The following is a 21,898-nucleotide window of genomic DNA, read 5'->3' as shown; positions in this document are numbered from 1 at the left end:
TTAGGAGAAGCATAATGCCTCGCGTAAAACGTGGTGTACAAGCTCGTGCACGTCATAAGAAAGTTCTAAAACAAGCTAAAGGTTACTACGGAGCACGTTCACGTGTTTACCGCGTAGCTTTCCAAGCAGTTACCAAAGCTGGTCAATACGCTTACCGTGACCGTCGCAACAAGAAACGTCAATTCCGTCAACTTTGGATTGCACGTATCAACGCGGCATCTCGTCAAAATGGTCTATCTTACAGCCGTTTCATCAACGGTCTTAAGAAAGCATCTATCGAGATCGATCGTAAGATTCTTGCTGACATCGCAGTATTCGACAAAGCAGCATTTGCTGTTCTAGTTGAAAAAGCGAAAGCTTCTCTTTAATTAGAGACTCTCTTTGAGAGCAATGCTTACAAGGTATAAGTGAAAGGAGAGCTTCGGCTCTCCTTTTTTGTTTTCCCTATCCTTCCGCTTTGATGATGACTTGTAGTCACATTATCTTTCTACTTCTCAAATATCTGTTAATCTTCAATAAACACAATTACTGAATGGTTAGTACTAATGACAGTTCCAACTACGATGACGTTCTTTGAACGTTTTGAAAAAGATATCCTTTCTGGTGTAAAAATAATCACTATCCGTGATGAATCTGAAAATAACTACGCACCAGGCTCTACAGTGAAGGTGTCTACACTTGAAAGTGGACGTGAATTTTGTTCGTTAAAGATTGTAAGTGTTGAGCCTGTCTTATTTAGTGAGTTGAATGACTTTCACGCACAGCAAGAAAACATGACGTTAGAGGAGCTAAAGTCTGTGATTCAAGATATTTATCCAGGCATTAGTGAGTTGTATGTCGTGTCATATGAGATGGTGTTGTAGTCAAATGATGAGTACATCACTGACAACTCATAGGCAGCTTTATCTCCGAGAACAGGGCGAACAATCGTTAATTGAGCTAAGTGATTTAGAAAGCGCTTCTATTGAATTAGCGAAGTTTGACTTGTGGCTTAAGTCAAAACGAAAACTTACTCTCAGTAATATAGAAGGCAGAACGTGGGTTAAAACCTGTACTGGTGGTTATATTACCGAATTAACATTTTTTGAAGATGGAAGCTTAGTTGAAAATAGGCTGTTTGATCGTTTTGAAACTAAAGGTCATTGGAGTTTAGCTGAAGGGTTATTAAAGGTGACGATTTTCAAAGGCAATAATCACTACAATTTTACTGTGGTGGGGAATCTGGAACTTAACATCCATTCTGCTATAGAGTATAAAAATGACGAGCTTCACTCATACCTTAAATTGATGCAGATAGAGCAATCATAATTGGGTTATCAATGAACGATATAAAAAAGCTAACAAATCATTGTTAGCTTTTTGTTTCTACCATAAGTTGGAACGTTCGAGCTTTCTTGGCTAGTGCGTAAGCTTTTTCAACGTAGCGTATTTCGCACTCTTTGTATCTTCAATACTACAAATACTAAGTAAATCATCAATGAAGTATTTCAACGCACGAGCTTCAATTTGCTTAATCTTTTCTTGTTGAGCTTGTTCTAAATATCCGTAGATTGAAGCGGCTCCGAAATCCCCAAAGATCATATCATTTTGTTTATTCACTAAAACATTGTGTGCGTATAAGTCACCATGGCAGACTTTGTTTGTATGTAAATGTTCAAAAACGTCAATCATTTGCTGAACAATAAGATCAATTTGTTCAATCGTAAGGGTAAAGCCATCTTTAAAGATATCTCTAGTACAACTAGCAAGGCTTGGTGGTAGCCCAAGGTTAAAATAGTTATCAGGAATAAGTTCCATCACTAGAGCTAGATAGTTGTCTTCACTAACTTGAGCTATTGATTTGATTAGGCTAGGGTGTTGACCAGCTTGTAAGCAAGCTTCTAATTCATCTTGAGGATAACCATCACTTGTGACTTCACCTTTAAATACTTTAACCGCAACTTCTTTTGGAAAAGGATATTGGTTATTCTCCCAAGTAGCATGAGATATTACCCCTGACGCACCTTGGCCTAATACATGGTTTAAAGTGTAACTATTAGAAGGTACTTTTGGGATGCTGGCATCATCAACTTCGTGTTGACAGAAAGGGTTGCCTGAGAATGCCAGCCAAGCCAATTTAGGTAATGAAAGTAATAACTCTGGAAAAGCGGTTAATTGGTTTGCAGATAAACGCAGTAGCTCAAGATTATGAAGAGCACTCATAGAGCTAGGCAGCTCTTGAATTTGGTTTCCAGCTAATGCTAGTTTCTGCAGACGCGGTCTTTGACCAAGAGAGTTCGGTAAAATTTTAATTTCATTGTCAGTTAAAATCAACCAGCGTAATTTTTGAGGAAGAGAAGCCTCACTAACATATTTGATCTTATTACTTTTGAAACCAACCATCTCAAGAACTGGGAGTTGACCAAGAACATCTGGCAAATGGGTGAATTGATTACTGGAAGCGAAAAGGATGCGAAGGTGAGTTAATTGTGCAAGCTCGTTGGGTAAGTCATTCAGCTGGTTGTTAGACAAATCCAGAATTTCTAGAGTATCTGATAATTCGAGTATCTCCATCGGAAACTCGGTCAATTCTTCTGACAGTGCGAGTCGAGTAATTCCTTTGAGCTGACCTGAACGAAGCTGTTCTAATGTTTGCAAACCTAAACCTTCTACATTGAATTATTGTGCGGGTAGTTTACTGATCTGAGAGTTCAAATGCGAGGGATAGTCTAATTAGATTCGCTCTTTGAATGCAAGTGATGCTGTAACTTATGAGTAGTATAAAAAAGCCCATATTATGCAAGATAATATGGGCGAATTATTATTTTGGAAAATCTAAGTTAACCTTTATACAGTCAATTTACTGAGCTGTTACTTGGTTACTTAAATAGTTGCTTAGCTATTTAGCTGTTGCTTGGTTATTTGGTTATTTGGTTGTTTTGAAGAACCTTTTGCAGCATTTACTAGCAAGATACCTACGGTTAGCACCATCGAACCACACAATAGGAACAATAAGCGTCCTGTTGGTTCATTTGGAATCAGAGCCATTGCTAGGATACCGAAACCTGCTGTGCTGATTAGTTTACCTAGCATTGAACGCTGTTTAGTATCTAGGTTCTGTTGCTCTTCGCCTTCAGCTATAAGCGGCGTGTTCCAGTTAGTGAATAGTTGATCAACTTCTTTTTCACGCTCTGGCGTTAAGCCTTTGTAGAAGCGAGATGTCAGGATGAAGTAACCACCAGTGAACACTACGTGAGCTGCTAAGCTTAGACCAACTTTCAAGTCACTCCATTCACGTCCAGTTAATGCTGTTTCTAGACCAAATAGGTTTTCAATGTCTTCTGCTTGAAGCGAGATACCAAAGATGTAAGAAACCACACCACCAACGACTAGTGTTGACCAACCAGCCCAGTCTGGAGTTTTACGAATCCACATACCTAGTAGCACAGGTATAAGCATTGGGAAGCCAATCAACGCTCCTACGTTCATTACTATATCGAACAAACTTAAGTGACGAAGAGAGTTAATGAATAGACCAATCGCGATGATGATAACACCCATCATGATAGTCGTTAGTTTACTTACAATAACCAGCTCTTTCTGAGTCGCGTTTTGACGTAGAATCGGGCTGTAGAAGTTCATTACAAAGATACCAGCGTTACGGTTCAAGCCTGAATCCATAGAAGACATCGTTGCCGCGAACATTGCTGACATAAGAAGACCAACCATACCTGCTGGCATTACGTTCTGTACGAATGCTAGGTAAGCAGCATCACCGGCTTTGTCGCCCATTGATGTGTATTGCTCAGCGAACTCAGGCATGAATGCACTTACGTACCAAGGTGGTAAGAACCAAATTAGTGGACCAACAACCATAAGAATACATGCTAGGCCTGCCGCTTTACGTGCATTTTCACTGTCTTTTGCACATAGGTAACGGTAAGCGTTAATGCTGTTGTTCATTACACCGAACTGCTTCACGAAGATGAATACCACCCAAAGGATGAAGATGCTCATGTAGTTTAGGTTGTTACCTAACATGAAGTCGCCGTCGAAGTTGGCAACAATGTTAGTTAAGCCTCCACCGTGGAAGTAAGCTGCAACCGCACAAGTAATGGTTACCGCCATGATTACAAGCATTTGCATGAAGTCAGAAGCAACAACTGCCCAAGATCCACCTGTTACTGCCATCAACACGAGAACCATACCCGTTACTACAATGGTTGCTTCCATTGGGATGTTGAATACTGCGGCTACAAAGATAGCGAGACCATTTAGCCAGATACCCGCTGAGATAAGGCTGTCAGGCATACCTGCCCATGTGAAGAACTGTTCAGACGTTTTACCAAAGCGCTGACGAATTGCTTCGATAGCCGTTACCACACGAAGTTGGCGGAACTTAGGAGCGAAGTACATATAGTTCATGAAGTAGCCAAATGCATTGGCTAAGAATAGGATTACAATAACGAAACCGTCATTGAATGCGCGTCCTGCGGCTCCTGTAAACGTCCATGCTGAAAACTGTGTCATGAAGGCAGTTGCACCAACCATCCACCATAACATTTTGCCTCCCCCTCTAAAGTAATCACTTGTAGATGTGGTGAACTTACGGAACATCCAACCAATCGCGATTAAAAAGAAGAAGTAGGCAAGAACAACGAAAGTATCAATAGTCATTTTTTTCAGCCTTTAAAGTTTGATAAGTAACTGACACTAAGAATACTCCTTCTTATGGTTTATTTGTACTACAATATGTCTTTATCGTGATCTGATTCTCATGTTTATATGGCTTTTAAAACATTGTAATCGTTTGTATTTCTAAATGTTCCTTATGAAACAAGCTGTTACTGAAAGTGTGTGGTTTAGTGTTTGTAATTAAGGTTAATGGTTATGGTAATACAAATGAAATTAAAAATTTGTATGTGTAAAACTTGTCTAATGAACAGATATCTTAATAGTAACAAAGTGGAAACGTAAGCGATTGAGTCACTGTCACCATAATCCCCTTGTTCATAGCCACTCATCTGAATAACCAGCTTGCGGTATTATAGTGCTATTTTGGGGCTAGGGTGCCACTGAGCGGTTTTTGTAAATGGTTCATCGCACTATGCTGTGTTTTCTCATCAGTCATGAGTAAATAGTCACAGCATCTTTTGATTACTTTGAGTGGTTCAGTATTGCTTGGTATCGATTAGTTTTGCTCGTGAGGGATCAATCCAGTGGTGAAACTGGTAATAATAGTGAACAAAATGATGAAAAACTTTATCGGAGAAATAAAAAAGCCCCAGCTTGTTACAAGCATAGGGCTTAGAAAGCAGAGCTCTGTATTAATGATTAGCGATTAACGTGAGAAACTGCATCTTTCACTAGAGCGCCAAGCTCGTCCCATTTACCCTCATCAATCAGGTTAGTTGGAACCATCCAAGTGCCGCCACACGCAAGTACTGAAGGGATAGATAGATATTCATCTACATTTTTCAAGCTCACGCCGCCAGTAGGCATAAATTTAACAGGATAAACCGCAGTTAGCGCTTTAAGCATGCCTGTACCGCCAGAAGGTTCAGCTGGGAAGAATTTCAACGTGCGAAGACCCATTTCCATTGCTTGCTCAACTAAGCTTGGGTTGTTAACTCCCGGTACGATGGCAACACCTTTGTCAATACAGTATTGAACAGTACGCGGGTTAAAACCTGGGCTTACGATGAAATCAACACCAGCTTCGATAGATGCGTCAACTTGCTCGTTAGTCAGTACAGTCCCTGAACCAATGAGCATGTCTGGAAATTCTTTACGCATGATACGAATCGCTTCAATTGCACATTCAGTACGTAGAGTGATTTCTGCACATGGCATGCCATTTTCAACTAACGCTTTACCCAGAGGGATTGCATCTTCAGCTCGGTTAATCGCGATTACAGGAATAACTTTCAGGTTTGCTAATTGTTCATTTAATGTAGTCATGAATTCTTTCTCACGTTAAATTTGGGCTTGCTTTCAGCTAAGCAAACCCTTGATTAATATATAAAGTACGTAATTATAGGGATAGATCAGGCGTCGCTTCTAGAGGAATGATAGCACCTTGATGCTGGATCACGGTTCCGGCCACAATATGCCCCGCGAATGCTGCATCACGTGCGTTACCACCAGATAAACGTTTTGCTAAGAAACCAGCGCTGAATGAATCACCAGCAGCAGTAGTATCTACAATATTATCTACAGGGTTTGGAGCAACATATTGAGCGTTTTGATCTTCAACGACTAAACAGTCTTTAGCACCACGTTTAATGATGATCTCTTTAACACCTGCTTCAGATGTTCTTGCAATACATTCTTCAATGCTTTCATCGCCATAAAGCTCTTGCTCATCATCAAATGTCAATAAAGCAGTATCGGTGAACTTGAGCATTTTCAAGTACCAAGAAATAGCATCTTGCTGACATTCCCAAAGTTTCGGTCGGTAGTTATTGTCGAAGAATACTTGACCGCCTTGAGCTTTGAATTTGTCTAAGAATTTAAATAGCTGAGTTCGACCATTTTCAGTCAAAATAGCAAGTGTAATACCACTTAGATAAACCGCATCAAAAGAGAATAGCTTATCAAGTAGAGCAGGGGTGTCTGGTTGATCAAACATGAATTTCGCGGCAGCGTCACTACGCCAGTAATGGAAGCTGCGTTCACCAGTTTCATCGGTCTCGATGTAGTAAAGCCCTGGTTGTTTGTGATCAAGCTGAGCTACCAAGCTCGTGTCGATACCTTCTGCTTGCCACTTTTCCAGCATATCAATACTGAAAGGATCAGTACCTAACGCTGTCACATAGCTGGTTTTAATGCTTTGTTCTTTAGTTAAGCGTGATAGGTAAAGTGCAGTATTTAATGTATCACCACCAAAACTTTGCTTAAGCCCATCTTGTTTCTTTTGTAGCTCAACCATGCACTCGCCAATGACCGCGATGTTTAATGATTTCATATGCTTACCTTAGCAACTGAGGTTGCGCTATTGATTATTTAAGGAAATCTTCACGAGCTGGGTTAAAGATATCAAGAAGGATGCTGTCTTGCTCTAATGCAACGGCACCGTGCATCATGTGTTTACGAGCAAAGTAAGCATCGCCTTCTTTTAGTACTCGTTTTTCTCCTTCAATCTCAGCCTCAAAACTGCCACGTACAACGTAACCAATTTGGTCATGAATTTCGTGAGTGTGAGGATGTCCAATAGCGCCTTTATCAAAACATAGGTGAACAGCCATTAAATCATCAGTGTAAGCAACGATTTTACGCTTAATACCACCGCCTAACTCTTCCCAAGGGTTTTCGTTCAACATAAAGAAAGCATTCATTGTGATTCTCCTAAACTGTTTAATTCTTTTTCATAAAACTCAAGTTACGAACATAATAGTGCAATACGTTTATTTGTAATACAATATATCTAAATTTATGTGATAACGATCAAATGTAAATTATTGGATTTTAATAATATCAATGACTTAAGATTGAATTGGGACTTTTGTTTCACTTTGGCTATCAATTACTTATAAGGTTTTATGTGATTGTGGTCATCATTTTAAGATGAATATGTATGACTAAAGCTCATATTGTATTACTTTATTGGAAGTTTATGAATCAAATCTAAGTTTAAGCAAACTCTTTATTGAGGGTGAAAAAAAATATGACTACACAACCAGTATTGTTGACAGAAGCAGAAATTGAAGCGCTTCATTTAGAAGTCGGTCGCTCTAGCTTAATGGGTAAGACCATTGCCGCGAACGCAAAAGATTTAGCAGCATTTATGCGCTTACCAATTGATGTGCCTGGTCATGGAGAGGCGGGTGGTTACGAACATAATCGACATAAGCAAAACTATACTTACATGAACTTAGCCGGTCGTATGTTCTTGATCACTAAAGAGCAAAAGTACGCTGATTTTGTAACAGAACTACTAGAAGTGTACGCAGATAAATACCTAACGTTTGATTACCACGTACAGAAAAACACCAATCCGACTGGTCGTTTGTTTCACCAAATTCTGAATGAACACTGCTGGTTAATGTTCAGCAGCTTAGCTTACTCGTGTGTTAAATCTACGCTTACTCAAGCGCAACGTGACAACATTGAATCTCGAATTTTCGAGCCAATGCTAGAAATGTTCACAGTTAAATACGCACACGATTTCGATCGCATTCACAATCACGGTATTTGGGCTGTAGCCGCTGTGGGTATCTGTGGTCTTGCTCTAGGTAAGCCTGAATACCTTGAAATGTCAGTATATGGTATTGACCGCAATGACACGGGCGGCTTCCTAGCGCAAATTTCTCAACTGTTTGCACCTTCTGGTTACTACATGGAAGGTCCTTACTACCACCGTTACGCAATTCGCCCAACCTGTGTATTTGCTGAAGTGATTCATCGTCATATGCCTGAAGTGGATATCTACAACTATAAAGGCGGTGTGATTGGTAACACAGTACAAGCAATGCTTGCGACAGCGTACCCGAACGGCGAATTCCCTGCTTTGAACGATGCATCTCGTACTATGGGCATCACCGATATGGGTGTTCAGGTTGCAGTCAGTGTTTACAGCAAACATTACTCTTCAGCTGAAGGTGTTGACCAAAACATTCTTGGTATGGCGAAGATTCAAGACGCGGTTTGGATGCACCCATGTGGTCTTGAACTTTCTAAAGCATACGAAGCCGCATCTGCTGAAAAAGAAATCGGTATGCCTTTCTGGCCAAGTGTCGAACTGAATGAAGGTCCTGAAGGTCATAACGGTGCACAAGGTTTTATCCGTATGCAGGATAAGAAAGGTGATGTTTCTCAACTTGTGATGAACTACGGTCAACACGGTATGGGGCACGGAAACTTTGATACTCTCGGTATTTCTTTCTTTAACCGCGGTCAAGAAGTGCTACGTGAATACGGCTTCTGTCGCTGGGTAAACGTTGAGCCTAAATTCGGAGGTCGTTACCTAGACGAAAACAAATCTTACGCTCGTCAAACGATTGCTCACAACGCAGTAACGATTGATGAACAATGTCAGAATAACTTTGATGTTGAGCGTGCAGACTCGGTACACGGTTTACCTCACTTCTTTAAAGTAGAAGACGAGCAGATCAACGGCATGAGCGCGTTTGCTAACGATCACTACCAAGGCTTTGACATGCAACGCAGCGTGTTCATGCTAAACCTTGAAGAGTTAGAATCTCCGCTATTGTTAGACCTATATCGCTTAGACTCTTCAAAAGGCGGCGAAGGCGAGCACCAATACGACTACTCACATCAATTTGAAGGTCAAATTGTTCGCACTAACTTTGAATACCAAGCTAATAAAGAGTTGAATACTCTAGGTAGCGATTTTGGTTATCAGCACCTTTGGAATATCGCAAGTGGTGAAGTGAAGGGCACAGCACTTGTTAGCTGGCTACAAAACAACACTTACTACACATGGCTGGGCGCTACGTCTAACGACAATGCTGAAGTAATCTTTACTCGCACTGGCGGCAACGATCCAAGCTTCAACCTACGTTCAGAGCCGGCATTCATTCTACGTAGCAAAGGTGAAACAACACTGTTTGCTTCAGTTCTTGAAACGCACGGTTACTTCAACGAAGAATTCGAGCAATCTGTAAGTGCCCGTGGTGTTGTGAAAGACATCAAAGTAGTGGCTCACACGAATATCGGTTCAGTAGTAGAGATTACGACAGAGAAATCAAACGTGACAGTGATGATCAGCAACCAACTTGGCGCGGCTGAAAGCACTGAACACAAAGTAGAACTGAACGGCAAAGTATACAGCTGGACGGGTTTCTACTCAGTAGAAACAATTTTAAACCCAGAATTAGCAAGCACAGCAGAGCAGGGGAAATAATAATGAGCTATCAACCACTTTTACTTAACTTTGAGGAAGCAGCAGAGCTTCGTAAAGAACTTGGCAAGGATAGCCTATTAGGTAACGCACTGACTCGCGATATTAAACAAACTGACGCTTACATGGTTGAAGTTGGCATTGAAGTACCTGGTCACGGTGAAGGCGGCGGTTACGAACATAACCGTCACAAGCAAAACTATATCCACATGGATCTAGCGGGTCGTTTGTTCTTAATTACAGAAGAAACAAAGTACCGTGATTACATCGTTGATATGCTAACTGCGTACGCAACGGTATACCCAACATTGGAAAGCAACGTAAGCCGCGACTCTAACCCTCCGGGTAAGCTGTTCCACCAAACGTTGAACGAGAACATGTGGATGCTTTACGCTTCATGCGCGTATAGCTGCATTTACCACACTATCTCTGAAGAACAAAAACGTCTTATCGAAGACGATCTTCTTAAGCAGATGATCGAAATGTTCGTTGTGACCTACGCCCACGACTTCGATATCGTACACAACCACGGCCTATGGGCTGTGGCAGCAGTAGGTATCTGTGGTTACGCGATCAACGATCAAGAGTCAGTAGACAAAGCGCTTTACGGTCTGAAACTAGACAAAGTAAGCGGCGGTTTCTTAGCGCAACTTGACCAACTGTTCTCGCCAGACGGCTATTACATGGAAGGTCCTTACTATCACCGTTTCTCTCTACGTCCAATCTACCTATTCGCAGAAGCAATTGAACGTCGTCAGCCTGATCTTGGTATCTACGAATTTAACGATTCAGTGATCAAGACAACGTCTTACGCGGTATTCAAAACGGCATTCCCAGACGGTACATTGCCAGCTCTGAACGATTCATCGAAGACGATTTCTATTAACGATGAAGGCGTGATCATGGCAACGTCTGTGTGTTACCACCGTTACGAGCAGACTGAAACGTTACTTGGTATGGCTAATCATCAACAAGATGTTTGGGTTCACGCTTCTGGTAAAACACTGTCTGACGCTGTTGATGCAGCAGACGACATCAAAGCATTCAACTGGGGTAGCCTGTTTGTAACTGACGGTCCTGAAGGCGAAAAAGGCGGCGTAAGCATCCTTCGTCACCGTGACGAGCAAGACGACGACACAATGGCGTTGATCTGGTTTGGTCAACATGGCAGCGATCACCAGTACCACTCTGCGCTAGACCACGGTCACTACGATGGTCTGCACTTAAGTGTATTCAACCGTGGCCACGAAGTGCTGCACGATTACGGCTTCGGTCGCTGGGTAAACGTTGAACCTAAGTTTGGCGGTCGTTACATTCCAGAGAACAAGTCTTACTGTAAGCAGACGGTTGCTCACAACACAGTAACGGTTGATCAGAAAACGCAGAACAACTTCGATACGGCATTGGCTGAGTCTAAATTTGGTCAGAAGCACTTCTTCGTAGCAGATGACCAGTCTCTACAAGGTATGAGCGGGACGATTTCTGAGTACTACACTGGCGTAGACATGCAACGTAGTGTGATTCTTGCTGAACTTCCTGAGTTCGAGAAGCCACTAGTGATCGATGTATACCGCATTGAAGCTGACGCTGAGCACCAGTACGACCTGCCAGTTCACCACTCAGGTCAGATCATCCGTACTGATTTCGATTACAACATCGAAACTACGCTTAAGCCTCTAGGTGAAGACAATGGTTACCAGCACTTATGGAACGTTGCTTCAGGTAAAGTAAACGAAGAAGGTTCTCTAGTGAGCTGGCTACATGACAGCAGCTACTACAGCCTAATAACAAGCGCGAATGCGGGCAGTGAAGTGATTTTTGCTCGTACTGGTGCTAATGATCCAGACTTCAACCTTAAGAGTGAGCCTGCGCTTATCTTACGTCAGTCTGGTCAAAACCACGTGTTTGCTTCCGTACTAGAAACACATGGTTACTTTAACGAGTCTATCGAAGCCTCTGTAGGCGCTCGTGGTCTAGTTAAATCAGTATCTGTTGTGGGCCATAACAGTGTCGGGACTGTTGTTCGCATTCAGACTACTTCGGGCAACACTTACCACTACGGTATTTCAAACCAAGCTGAAGACACACAGCAAGCAACTCATACCGTTGAGTTTGCAGGAGAGACATACACATGGAATGGTGCCTTCTCATTGTTGTAATGCCATAGCAGCCTAGTTGGTTCTGGTTAGCGTGCCAGAGTTGATATGCTCTGAAATAACAATTACCTGAGAAAACTATAAAGCCAGAAGCCTAACTTCTGGCTTTATTTTTATTTATCATTATGCTCTTGTTTTCTATAATTTTATTTATATGAATTATTCAGAGATATTGATGTATGAGTGTGAAGCTTGAAGACAATAACTACTTAAGCCTAGTGTTTATTGGCATGTACTCTTTCAGTATTCTGGTATTTTCAGGGCAAGCTGAATCAGCCCTCAACGTAAAAAAAGCCGCGCGCGATCTCCTCGAAAGTCGATTTGCCACTTCCATTATTCTCACTGATAGCGATGCGATCGAATTTGGCATAAAAAGCTTTGATCCTAACGGTGTGTTCCATACACAAAATGATGATCTTGGTAATCAAAGAGCATTAGAAAACCGTAAAGAAAAATCAGTTTATGCTTTACCTCTTACTTACCACTTTGATATTGAAGGTAGCCAAAATCGTTCAGTATTAATGTTAAAAGCTTTTACTATAGACACAGAAGAGCAAGTCTCATTAATTAATGATTCACAGCCAAAAGATACGATTAAGGAGCTTACTCTTGGTGGCTCTGTCGGATATGGCTATGAGATGCCTTTTGCGGGCGGTTTTACATTCACACCTAGCGTGACTTCCCACTTAATCTATTACAAAAACACTTACGATGCTCGAAGCCCGTTTTCTGAATTGTTTGAGCAAACCTTTGATGGGCTGTTACTGAATACATCAGCATGGACACATATTATTGAACCATCACTTACATTGAACTATGAATTACCAACAAGTTGGGGAAAATGGCATTTTGGCTCTGATTGGAATTATTTTTATGGGTATACGTGGGGTGAAGCAGAAGATGCGGGGAATCCTAAAGGGGGTTATGTCACTAATCAGGCAACAGCATATTTCGATGTGTTGGATAAAAAGAGCACACTGTTTGTTGGCGTGAAGCGCATTGATATGTCTGATGAACTAGTCAGTGAATTTGGTGATAATTACTATTATGAAGCTTCAGCCGGCTGGCTATTTAACAACCCAACAAAATGGGATTGGGTTGATAACATAGGTTTAGGCGTTAATTTTAATTACGGCTCTAACTTGAAAGGTGGCAGCATTGTTCTCTACTACAACAAAATGTGATGTTATATACGACACAAAGCCGTAACCTTGATTTTTATCTATCCCCCCACCTTTATTGTCGCCAATACTCATGGAAGATATTGAAGCGGTAAATTTGTAATTCGCTACCTCGTAATTTCCAACTCCTATTTCCCAACCTCCTGTTTTACCAAGCATTCTTGATTTTAGCGTCTATACTGATCTCTGTATCGTCGTATTCGTAATGTACTAGTCTGAATAAATAATGGAATGAACTATATGAAATGGATTCTTGGCTGTTTAGCTTCTATTGTGCCGGTAACAGTAATCGCAGACGTTGAGCATTTTGTTCGCTATGAACATAAGGGAAAAATTCAGCACGGGCTGTTGAGCGATAAAAAAATCACACCGATAACGGGTAACATATTTGATGAATACAAGCTTGAAAGCGATAGCAAGCCCATCAATGAAGCGGATGTTTCCTATTTATTGCCTACCGTTCCTGAAAAAGTGTTTGCAGTGGGAATGAATTATGTCAGCCATTCTGCTTCCCACCCAGACCTACCACCTCCGCTGTTTTTAAAGTTGCCATCTTCATTGATTCTTTCTGGTGAAAAAATTCATGCGCCTTTTGATGCTAGAAATGTGCACTTTGAAGGAGAGCTCGTGGTCGTTATCGGTAAAGAAGTGAGTAAAGTTAGTCAAGAAGAAGCAGAAGATGCAATTTTTGGTGTCACGGTAGGAAATGATATCACTGAAAGAACTTGGCAAAACAACGATCTGCAATGGTTAAGAGCAAAAGCATCTGATGGATTTGGACCAATTGGTCATACAATTGCGAGAGGTATTGACTATAACAACGTTCAACTGACCACACGGGTTAATGGCGACATTGTGCACCAAGAAAATACCGCTCTTATGATTCATAGCCCAAGAAAAGTCGTCAGTTATTTGAGCCATTATTTCACCTTGAAACCGGGTGATCTTGTGTTTATGGGGACGCCGGGTAAAACCCATGCATTATCAGACAAAGATAGAGTGACAGTGTCAATTAAAGGGGTAGGGTCTGTAACTAATGAGATTAGATTTTAACTGATAATCTTAATCGAACTTTCACTATATATTTTATATATGAAAACCAGCCAACATAGTGTGTTGGCTGGTTTTATTTAGTCAGGTCGGTTTGGCTTAGCCAGGTTAGTTGAGCTAATTAGGCTGGTTAAGTTTCTTCAGGTTGATTCTGTTAATTTCTGCTGAAGTATTTATCAAATTAAAGCGGTTCGGGCTTTAGCGGCTAGCCACTCAGAGAAGATAACTGTCACCAGAATGGCACAGAAAATCACAGTCACTTGCGGCCATGCAAGCATTGCCATCGACTCTTGAAGTTTCAAACCAATCCCGCCAGCGCCAACCAAACCTAAAACGGTTGATTCGCGGATATTGATATCCCAACGAAATAGGCTTGTTCCTATAAAACTAGGCATCACTTGCGGAAGAATTCCGTAGTTTAAAACTTGCAGAGGTGAGGCTCCAGTCGCTTGAATGGCAGACATTTGAGTCACATTTACTTCTTCGATTGCCTCGTACATTAATTTAGCCACAAATCCAATAGAGCGAAGTGCGATAGCGATGATACCCGCGAGTAAGCCAGGACCAATAATTGCCACGAGTAATAAAGCCCAAATTAATGAATTAATTGAACGACTTGCCGCAATAATGAAAAGAGCTATAGGCCTTATAAATGTTGAGCTTGGAGTCGTGTTTCGCGCCGCTAAAAACGCGACTGGAAATGCCAAAACAATACCTAGTAAAGTACCTAACGTTGCGATGTTTATGGTGTCCCACAATGGGCTCCAAAGTGAATCTAGATAACTCCATCTTGGTGGCCACATACGCGACGAAATATCAGCGAGTTGATTGGGGGAATCTGTTACAAAATACCAAATAGTATCTTTGTTCATGACTTGCCATGCAAAAACAGTTAAGGCAACAAAGCTAAGCCAGCCAAGCCAAAGTAATAAGCTCTGTTTACTGTCGTAACGCTGCCACTGGGTACGACTGATGGCGCTGTGAGGTGTATCATTTAGCGTGCTCATTGGTCGTTCCTTACTGCACATGCTTACGGATGATGGTCGATAGATATTCACACAACATAACAATAACGATAATAATCAAAAGAATAGCGGCTGCTGCGCTGTATTCATAACGGTCCATCGCTGTATTTAATGTTGCGCCAATACCACCTGCACCTACAATGCCAATCACGGCAGATTCACGGAAGTTAATGTCGAGGCGGTACATAGAAAGCCCGATAAAGCGCGGCATTACTTGTGCTTGAATGGCGTAGTTTACTTGTTGCAGCCAACTTGCCCCTGTTGCACGCATCGCAGTCAGTGGTGCAGGGTCGATAGCTTCAATTTCATCAGCGAATAATTTTGCAAGAAAGCCAATGGTTGCAAAGGTTAAAGTGACAAAACCGGCAAACGTACCAAAACCAAACAAAGCCACGCATAAAATCGCGACAATAATTTCTTGCAAGCTACGAGCAATAGAAATAAACCCACGACAAAACAAATAAACGGGTGTAGGCGCAAGGTTTTTAGCCGCACCTAAACCAAAAGGAATAGACAGAAGGACACCAGCCACAGTGGAAGTTAGCGTCATTGTTAGACTTTCGATCAACCCTTGTTGAATATTCTCCCAACGGCCGCTGAAGTCTGGGTTCATGAACGCCAGAATAAACTGCCAACCACGCTCACTTCCTTCATAAATACGCGCCCAATTAACGTGTACTGATTGAGTGGCAAGGTACAAGTAGATTGCAATTGCAACAAGCAAGCCCCAGCGCAGCCAAGCATTTGAAATCAGAGGCGGCTTTGTCCACTGGGTCGGATACGTTTGAGTTTTTTGGAGATGTGCTTGAACCGGCTTTGAATAGTGTTCAACCTGATTAGGGGAATGCTCTATCATGCGGTTGCCTCTGGCAATTGAGGATTAACCGAGGCAAGAGGACTAACCGCGACAATTTCATCTTCATCATCGTCAGTTTTCTGGCTCCAGTCTTCAGCGCCATAAATGGTTGTCAGCACATCCTCAGTTAAGTGGCTGGGTTTATCATCAAAGACCACATAGCCTGCATTTAATCCGACCACCCGATCAACAAACTGCTTAGCTAACTGAACATCATGAATATTGATTATGGCAGGGAGCTGTTGCTCGGAACAAATTTCGCTGATTAATCGCATAATTTGACGAGCCGTTCTCGGATCAAGCGCGGCAGTTGGTTCATCTATCAAGAGTAGCTTAGGTTTTTGAGCAAGCGCACGTGCAATACCGACACGCTGACGTTGACCACCAGAAAGTGCATCCGCTCTTTTATTGGCATGCTCCAATAAACCTACACGGTCGAGTAGGGCATAAGCTGCTTGAATATCCGACTCAGGAAAGCGGCGGGTGAAGCTTTGAAAAAAGTTCACATAACCAAGGCGACCTGAAAGCACGTTTTCCATAACGGTTAAACGTTCTATCAGGGCATACTCTTGGAAGATCATTCCAATTTCACGTCTTGATTGACGAAGTTGGCGTTTAGATAACGTTTCAAGGTGAGTATTTGAGAATATGACTTCACCGCTGGTGGGCTCTGTTAATCGATTAATACAACGGATAAGGGTCGATTTTCCGGCTCCTGATGGTCCAATAAGCCCAACAACTTCGCCTGCGTTAACCGCTAGGCTGACATTAGTCAGTGCTTTATCAGAATTGGAGTAATGTTTGGTGAGTCCCTTGAGGATAAGAGTAGACATAAATTTCCTATAAAAACGGCTTGTTTTTGAATAAACCTGCGTTTGGTTTATTCATAACAAGCCGCCTGATGTTCAATCATTAACTGCAGGTATATGAAACGTTATTTGCTGTATCGATAGTGCGGATCACTTCCCAGTGCTCTTGGTAAGTAATCGGAACAAACTTCGCTTCACCATTACGTTCAAACTCTTGCTGAAGTTTTGTACCTTCCCAGTCGAAAGTAAAAAATGCTTTTCGAATTTTGCTTTGTAATTCAGGGCTTAGGTTATGAGCCGTGCCATAAGCTGTCGTAGGGAAAGTTTGAGACTTGTAGATGGTTTTAATCTGGTCTTCCTTAACCACTTCACGTGAAAGCATGCGATTCAATACTGAATTAGCAATGGCTGCTGCATCATAATCTTTATGGGCAACCCCAAGAATTGAGTTGTCATGCGCACCAGAGAACGCAGGTGTGAAATCTCGTTCAGGCTTTAGTTGATATTCAGCATTGAGAATTGCAGAAGGAGCTTTAAATCCTGAATTAGACGTTTGTGAAGTGAATGCTAAGTTCTTACCTTTAAGATCTTCCACTTTTTCAATGCCAGAACCTGGGTGGGTGATGATTTCCATTTCGTAACCGAATGAACCGTCTTCTGCTGCCATCATTGTGAAAGGTGCAAACCCTGCACAATTTACCGCAAGAGGAGTAGAGCCCGTATTAAAGCCAGCAATATGTAAACGGCCAGATCGCATCGCTTCAATTTGTGCTGCATTGTTTTGAACAGGGAAGAAGCGAACTTTTTTACCTGTTGTTTTCTCAAGATGGGATAAAAATTCACTCCAAACATCCGCATAAACAGCAGGATCTTCAACTGGTGTATAAGCAAAAATTAACGTGCTTGGACTAATCCATTCAGATTGGTCACTTGGTACGTCGGCAACTAGGTTGCCTGAGCGATCTTCATATCGAGAGTCCATAGCAAGAGAAGACCCAGAGAAAAGAAGTGCAGCGGTAATTGCACTTTTTAGCGTTAAGTTTATTTTTCTTGTGTTCATTGTGACTAACCAATTGAGTTGTTTGTATGGAAAGCAATATAAACATTGGTTATGACAAATTTGATTCAGTTTGATTACGTATTTATGTACGCATGTAACAATTGCCATGAAAGATTACATGGAATGTAAAAGGTGATTTTTTTGAATGCGTTGCTGATGACGGTGAAGAATCGCTCACAAACGGTAATGTTTGAATACTAATAATAAACCTATTGTCTTATTAATTCTGGCTTGGGACACTTAATTTATTAAATTATAAACAAAATAGGGCACTTAATAGTTTTAGTAAGCAATCATAGTTAATCTGACTGTTATGAACTTAATTTGTCATTAACTTGTTGTTATTAATGGCTTTTGTTTGGGGTTTTTATTCGTTGTGCAATTGAATTTATATGAATTATTTGATATTAATGAATTAACTATATTCAATTTGGTGTCACATATATGATTAGCACTGTTTATTAAAATAAGATCACCATCACTTATTTAGATTATTGTACTACAAATGAGCGAGACGTTTATCTATAGTGTTTTGTAACAAAATACTATAGATAAGGTTATATGATGGAACTCAACACTATTATCGTAGGCATCTACTTTCTATTCTTGATTGCAATAGGCTGGATGTTTAGAACATTTACAAGTACTACAAGTGATTACTTCCGTGGGGGAGGTAACATGCTTTGGTGGATGGTTGGTGCAACTGCCTTTATGACACAGTTTAGTGCATGGACTTTCACAGGAGCAGCCGGTAAAGCATACAACGATGGATTTGCAGTAGCGGTTATCTTCATTGCCAATGCGTTCGGTTACTTCATGAACTTTGCATACTTTGCTCCTAAATTCCGTCAACTTCGTGTTGTAACGGTAATTGAAGCGATTCGCATGCGTTTTGGTGCAACGAATGAGCAAGTATTTACTTGGTCTTCAATGCCTAACAGTGTCGTATCAGCAGGTGTATGGCTAAATGCACTAGCAATTATTGCTTCTGGCATCTTCGGTTTCGACATGACAGCGACTATCTGGATTACAGGTCTCGTGGTATTGGCGATGTCAGTAACGGGCGGTTCATGGGCGGTTATCGCATCTGACTTTATGCAGATGGTTATCATAATGGCAGTCACGGTGACATGTGCGGTTGTTGCAGTAGTACAAGGTGGTGGTGTTGGCGAAATCGTTAGTAACTTCCCTGTAGCAGAAGGCGGTTCATTCCTTTCTGGTAACAACATTAACTACTTAAGCATCTTCAGCATCTGGGCATTCTTCATCTTTGTGAAGCAATTCTCTATCACGAACAACATGCTTAACTCTTACCGTTACCTAGCAGCTAAAGACTCTAAGAATGCTAAGAAAGCAGCACTTCTTGCATGTGTATTAATGCTTTGTGGTGTATTCATTTGGTTTATGCCTTCTTGGTACATTGCAGGTCAAGGCGTTGATTTAGCAGCGGCTTACCCAGAAGCAGGTAAGAAAGCTGGTGACTTCGCATACTTATACTTCGTACAAGAATACATGCCAGCAGGTATGGTTGGTCTTCTAGTTGCCGCGATGTTTGCTGCAACAATGTCATCAATGGATTCAGGTCTTAACCGTAACTCAGGTATTTTTGTTAAGAACTTCTATGAACCAATCGTTCGTAAAGGTACAGCAAGTGAAAAAGAGCTGGTAACTGTATCTAAGATTACTTCTGCTGTTTTTGGTATCGCTATCATCCTTATTGCACAGTTCATTAACTCTCTCAAAGGTTTGAGCTTGTTCGATACAATGATGTACGTAGGTGCTCTAATCGGTTTCCCAATGACAATTCCTGCATTCCTTGGCTTCTTTATTAAGAAAACTCCGGATTGGGCTGGTTGGGGCACGTTAGTCGTCGGTGGTCTTGTTTCTTACTATGTAGGCTTCGTTGTAAACGCAGAGATGGTTTCATCAGTATTTGGTCTTGAAGAGTTAACTAGCCGTGAATGGTCTGATGTTAAAGTAGCGATTGGTCTAATTGGTCACATTGTATTTACTGGTGGTTTCTTCATCCTATCTACACTGTTCTACAAACCACTTACAGAGAAGCGTCAAGCTGACGTTAATAAGTTCTTCGGTAACCTTTCTACTCCGTTAGTTGCAGAGTCTGCAGAACAGAAAGTATTAGATAACAAACAACGTGAAATGCTTGGAAAACTGATTGCAGTAGCGGGTGTTGGTATCATGCTAATGGCTCTATTGACTAACCCAATGTGGGGGCGTTTAGTCTTCATCCTTTGTGGTGTGATTGTTGGCGGTGTTGGTGTACTACTGGTTAAAGCAGTAGATGACAATGGAAAAACAGCCACAGCAGCAACTGAAAGTTAATTAATTGAAATAAATCAATAGCGGTTACTCGAAAGGGTAGCCGCTTTTTGTTCGATACGATAGATGAATGGTAGGAATGATTGGTGAAGTTTTGTTAATTAAATGCGCTAATTGTTGATTGTTATTAGTAAAACTAAGCGTGGAAAATTCACGAATTGTAGTTATTTCAAACGATACAAGAAGAAACGAACTTAAGATTAAGACATCTTTATTTTTTTATATAACCTTCATCACATCTCGCCATTAATATTCCATTTCAGCCACCAAAAAGTATTGCGTAACGGAAAGCTGGTGGTTATTATAATGAGCATATAATCATACAATAACATATTTGGAGTTGAGCATGACTAAACCAGTAATTGGTTTCATTGGCCTGGGTCTTATGGGCGGCAACATGGTAGAAAACCTGCAAAAGCGCGGCTACCACGTAAACGTAATGGATCTTAGCGCAGAAGCAGTTGCTCGCGTTACAGATCGTGGCAATGCTACGGCATTCACTTCAGCTAAAGAATTAGCAGCAGCGAGTGACATCGTTCAATTTTGTCTGACAACTTCAGAAGTTGTAGAAAAGATTGTTTACGGCGAAGATGGTGTTTTAGCAGGTATTAAAGAAGGCGCAGTACTAGTAGACTTCGGTACTTCTATCCCTGCATCAACTAAGAAAATCGGCGCAGCCCTTGCTGAAAAAGGCGCTGGCATGATCGATGCTCCTCTTGGTCGTACACCTGCACACGCTAAAGATGGTCTTTTGAACATCATGGCTGCTGGCGACATGGACACTTTCAATAAAGTTAAACCTGTTCTAGAAGAGCAAGGCGAGAACGTATTCCACCTGGGTACTCTAGGTTCAGGTCACGTGACTAAGCTTGTAAATAACTTCATGGGTATGACTACAGTTGCGACTATGTCTCAAGCGTTTGCTGTTGCAAAACTTGCAGGTGTTGATGGTCAGCAGTTGTTTGACATCATGTCTGCAGGTCCTTCTAACTCTCCATTCATGCAGTTCTGTAAGTTCTACGCTGTAGATGGTGAAGAAAAGCTAGGTTTCTCTGTTGCTAACGCAAACAAAGACCTTGGTTACTTCCTTGCAATGTGTGAAGACCTAGGTACTAAGTCATTGATTGCTCAAGGTACTGCAACAAGCTTACAAGAAGCTGTTGACGCAGGTCTTGGTCAAAATGATGTACCAGTAATTTTTGATTACTTCACAAAACTAGAGAAGTAATCATACAGAACCTTACTATGGCATTATGTATCTAATTCGTAATGCCGGAGTAAGGTTCCATTTCTTTGTTATTCATACATTCCCCTTTGAATTAATACTCAGACCAACCTTTCTCATTTCTAAAAAATAATCTTTTTTACTCTTTATTTCTTGTCTGTTTAGTCACAAATTTTTAATTCTCTGATCTCGATTTTCAATGCCAACCACTAAAGCTACATTTCTATTACTAATCATCACTGCTATCTCCATATTTATTGCAGAACAATATGTGACTGGTTACTTATTAATGTTCTATAAATAAATCACCATAATATTTTTTATTGGAAATCTTCATGAATATAGAAATATTGGT

At 41.2% G+C, this 21,898-nt stretch carries 18 protein-coding genes; 9 read left to right on the top strand and 9 right to left on the bottom strand.

Going from position 1 to position 21,898, the window contains the following annotated elements; genetic code table 11:
• The first annotated feature begins 14 nt into the window (after nt 1-14).
• The 3 genes from rplT to L4C37_RS17165 all read left to right on the top strand — a co-directional run bounded on the left by rplT (nt 15) and on the right by L4C37_RS17165 (nt 1,308).
• Nucleotides 15-368 (top strand): 50S ribosomal protein L20, encoded by a 354-nt coding sequence (gene rplT / locus L4C37_RS17175; protein WP_004733517.1) that lies wholly within the window; start codon nt 15-17, stop codon nt 366-368.
• A gap of 177 nt (nt 369-545) precedes the next feature.
• Nucleotides 546-863: a N(4)-acetylcytidine aminohydrolase gene (yqfB, locus tag L4C37_RS17170; RefSeq protein WP_429769281.1), complete on the top strand. Its 318-nt coding sequence runs from the start codon at nt 546-548 to the stop codon at nt 861-863.
• A 7-nt stretch (nt 864-870) separates the two neighbouring features.
• Entirely contained in the window at nt 871-1,308 is a 438-nt protein-coding gene (locus L4C37_RS17165) for a hypothetical protein (RefSeq protein WP_429769325.1), read from the top strand.
• A 90-nt stretch (nt 1,309-1,398) separates the two neighbouring features.
• Here L4C37_RS17165 and L4C37_RS17160 read toward each other — a convergent pair whose 3' ends face one another.
• The 5 genes from L4C37_RS17160 to L4C37_RS17140 form a co-directional block, all read right to left on the bottom strand.
• Nucleotides 1,399-2,637, bottom strand: coding sequence for a leucine-rich repeat-containing protein kinase family protein (locus L4C37_RS17160; protein WP_429769280.1), 1,239 nt, complete (start codon nt 2,635-2,637; stop codon nt 1,399-1,401).
• A 237-nt stretch (nt 2,638-2,874) separates the two neighbouring features.
• A complete protein-coding gene (locus L4C37_RS17155; protein WP_429769279.1) occupies nt 2,875-4,656 on the bottom strand; it encodes a sodium:solute symporter family protein in 1,782 nt (593 codons plus the stop codon).
• Nucleotides 4,657-5,313: 657 nt separating this feature from the next.
• Nucleotides 5,314-5,940, bottom strand: coding sequence for a bifunctional 4-hydroxy-2-oxoglutarate aldolase/2-dehydro-3-deoxy-phosphogluconate aldolase (locus L4C37_RS17150; RefSeq protein WP_137373120.1), 627 nt, complete (start codon nt 5,938-5,940; stop codon nt 5,314-5,316).
• A gap of 73 nt (nt 5,941-6,013) precedes the next feature.
• Nucleotides 6,014-6,946, bottom strand: a complete 933-nt coding sequence (kdgK, locus tag L4C37_RS17145; protein WP_429769278.1) for a 2-dehydro-3-deoxygluconokinase — start codon at nt 6,944-6,946, stop codon at nt 6,014-6,016.
• Nucleotides 6,947-6,980: 34 nt separating this feature from the next.
• Nucleotides 6,981-7,316, bottom strand: a complete 336-nt coding sequence (locus L4C37_RS17140; protein WP_137373122.1) for a cupin domain-containing protein — start codon at nt 7,314-7,316, stop codon at nt 6,981-6,983.
• A 329-nt stretch (nt 7,317-7,645) separates the two neighbouring features.
• Between L4C37_RS17140 and L4C37_RS17135 the strand changes: the two genes are divergently transcribed.
• The 4 genes from L4C37_RS17135 (at nt 7,646) to L4C37_RS17120 (ending at nt 14,231) form a co-directional block, all read left to right on the top strand.
• Complete coding sequence (locus L4C37_RS17135; protein WP_429769277.1) at nt 7,646-9,844, top strand: heparinase II/III domain-containing protein; 2,199 nt, start codon at nt 7,646-7,648, stop codon at nt 9,842-9,844.
• Between the two features lie 2 nt (nt 9,845-9,846).
• The gene (locus L4C37_RS17130; RefSeq protein WP_429769276.1) at nt 9,847-12,000 is read left to right on the top strand and encodes a heparinase II/III domain-containing protein; all 2,154 of its coding nucleotides are present in this window, start codon (nt 9,847-9,849) and stop codon (nt 11,998-12,000) included.
• A 176-nt stretch (nt 12,001-12,176) separates the two neighbouring features.
• Nucleotides 12,177-13,181, top strand: a complete 1,005-nt coding sequence (locus tag L4C37_RS17125) for a Solitary outer membrane autotransporter beta-barrel domain (RefSeq protein ID WP_429769275.1) — start codon at nt 12,177-12,179, stop codon at nt 13,179-13,181.
• 237 nt (nt 13,182-13,418) lie between these two features.
• Entirely contained in the window at nt 13,419-14,231 is an 813-nt protein-coding gene (locus L4C37_RS17120) for a fumarylacetoacetate hydrolase family protein (protein ID WP_429769274.1), read from the top strand.
• 173 nt (nt 14,232-14,404) lie between these two features.
• Here the strand turns inward: L4C37_RS17120 and phnE (L4C37_RS17115) are convergent, their stop codons facing one another.
• From phnE (L4C37_RS17115) to phnD, 4 genes are all read right to left on the bottom strand, one after another.
• Nucleotides 14,405-15,235, bottom strand: coding sequence for a phosphonate ABC transporter, permease protein PhnE (phnE, locus tag L4C37_RS17115; protein WP_429769273.1), 831 nt, complete (start codon nt 15,233-15,235; stop codon nt 14,405-14,407).
• Nucleotides 15,236-15,245: 10 nt separating this feature from the next.
• Entirely contained in the window at nt 15,246-16,109 is an 864-nt protein-coding gene (gene phnE / locus L4C37_RS17110; RefSeq protein WP_273295916.1) for a phosphonate ABC transporter, permease protein PhnE, read from the bottom strand.
• Nucleotides 16,106-16,942 carry a phosphonate ABC transporter ATP-binding protein gene (gene phnC / locus L4C37_RS17105; protein WP_429769272.1) on the bottom strand — a complete coding sequence of 279 codons (837 nt, stop codon included), beginning with the start codon at nt 16,940-16,942 and terminating at the stop codon, nt 16,106-16,108. The genes phnE (L4C37_RS17110) and phnC overlap by 4 nt, the downstream gene beginning before the upstream one ends.
• Nucleotides 16,943-17,021: 79 nt before the next feature.
• Complete coding sequence (phnD, locus tag L4C37_RS17100) at nt 17,022-17,978, bottom strand: phosphate/phosphite/phosphonate ABC transporter substrate-binding protein (RefSeq protein WP_429769271.1); 957 nt, start codon at nt 17,976-17,978, stop codon at nt 17,022-17,024.
• A gap of 564 nt (nt 17,979-18,542) precedes the next feature.
• Here phnD and L4C37_RS17095 point away from each other — a divergent pair.
• Nucleotides 18,543-20,321, top strand: a complete 1,779-nt coding sequence (locus L4C37_RS17095) for a sodium:solute symporter family transporter (RefSeq protein ID WP_429769270.1) — start codon at nt 18,543-18,545, stop codon at nt 20,319-20,321.
• 343 nt (nt 20,322-20,664) lie between these two features.
• A complete protein-coding gene (locus L4C37_RS17090) occupies nt 20,665-21,546 on the top strand; it encodes an NAD(P)-dependent oxidoreductase (RefSeq protein WP_137373130.1) in 882 nt (293 codons plus the stop codon).
• Nucleotides 21,547-21,898 lie beyond the last annotated feature (352 nt).

The organism is Vibrio kagoshimensis (assembly GCF_050337535.1).
Classification (GTDB): domain Bacteria; phylum Pseudomonadota; class Gammaproteobacteria; order Enterobacterales; family Vibrionaceae; genus Vibrio; species Vibrio gallaecicus.
The sequence above is the reverse complement of the archived record's forward strand: the minus strand, read 5'-3'. Positions and strand labels throughout refer to the sequence as shown.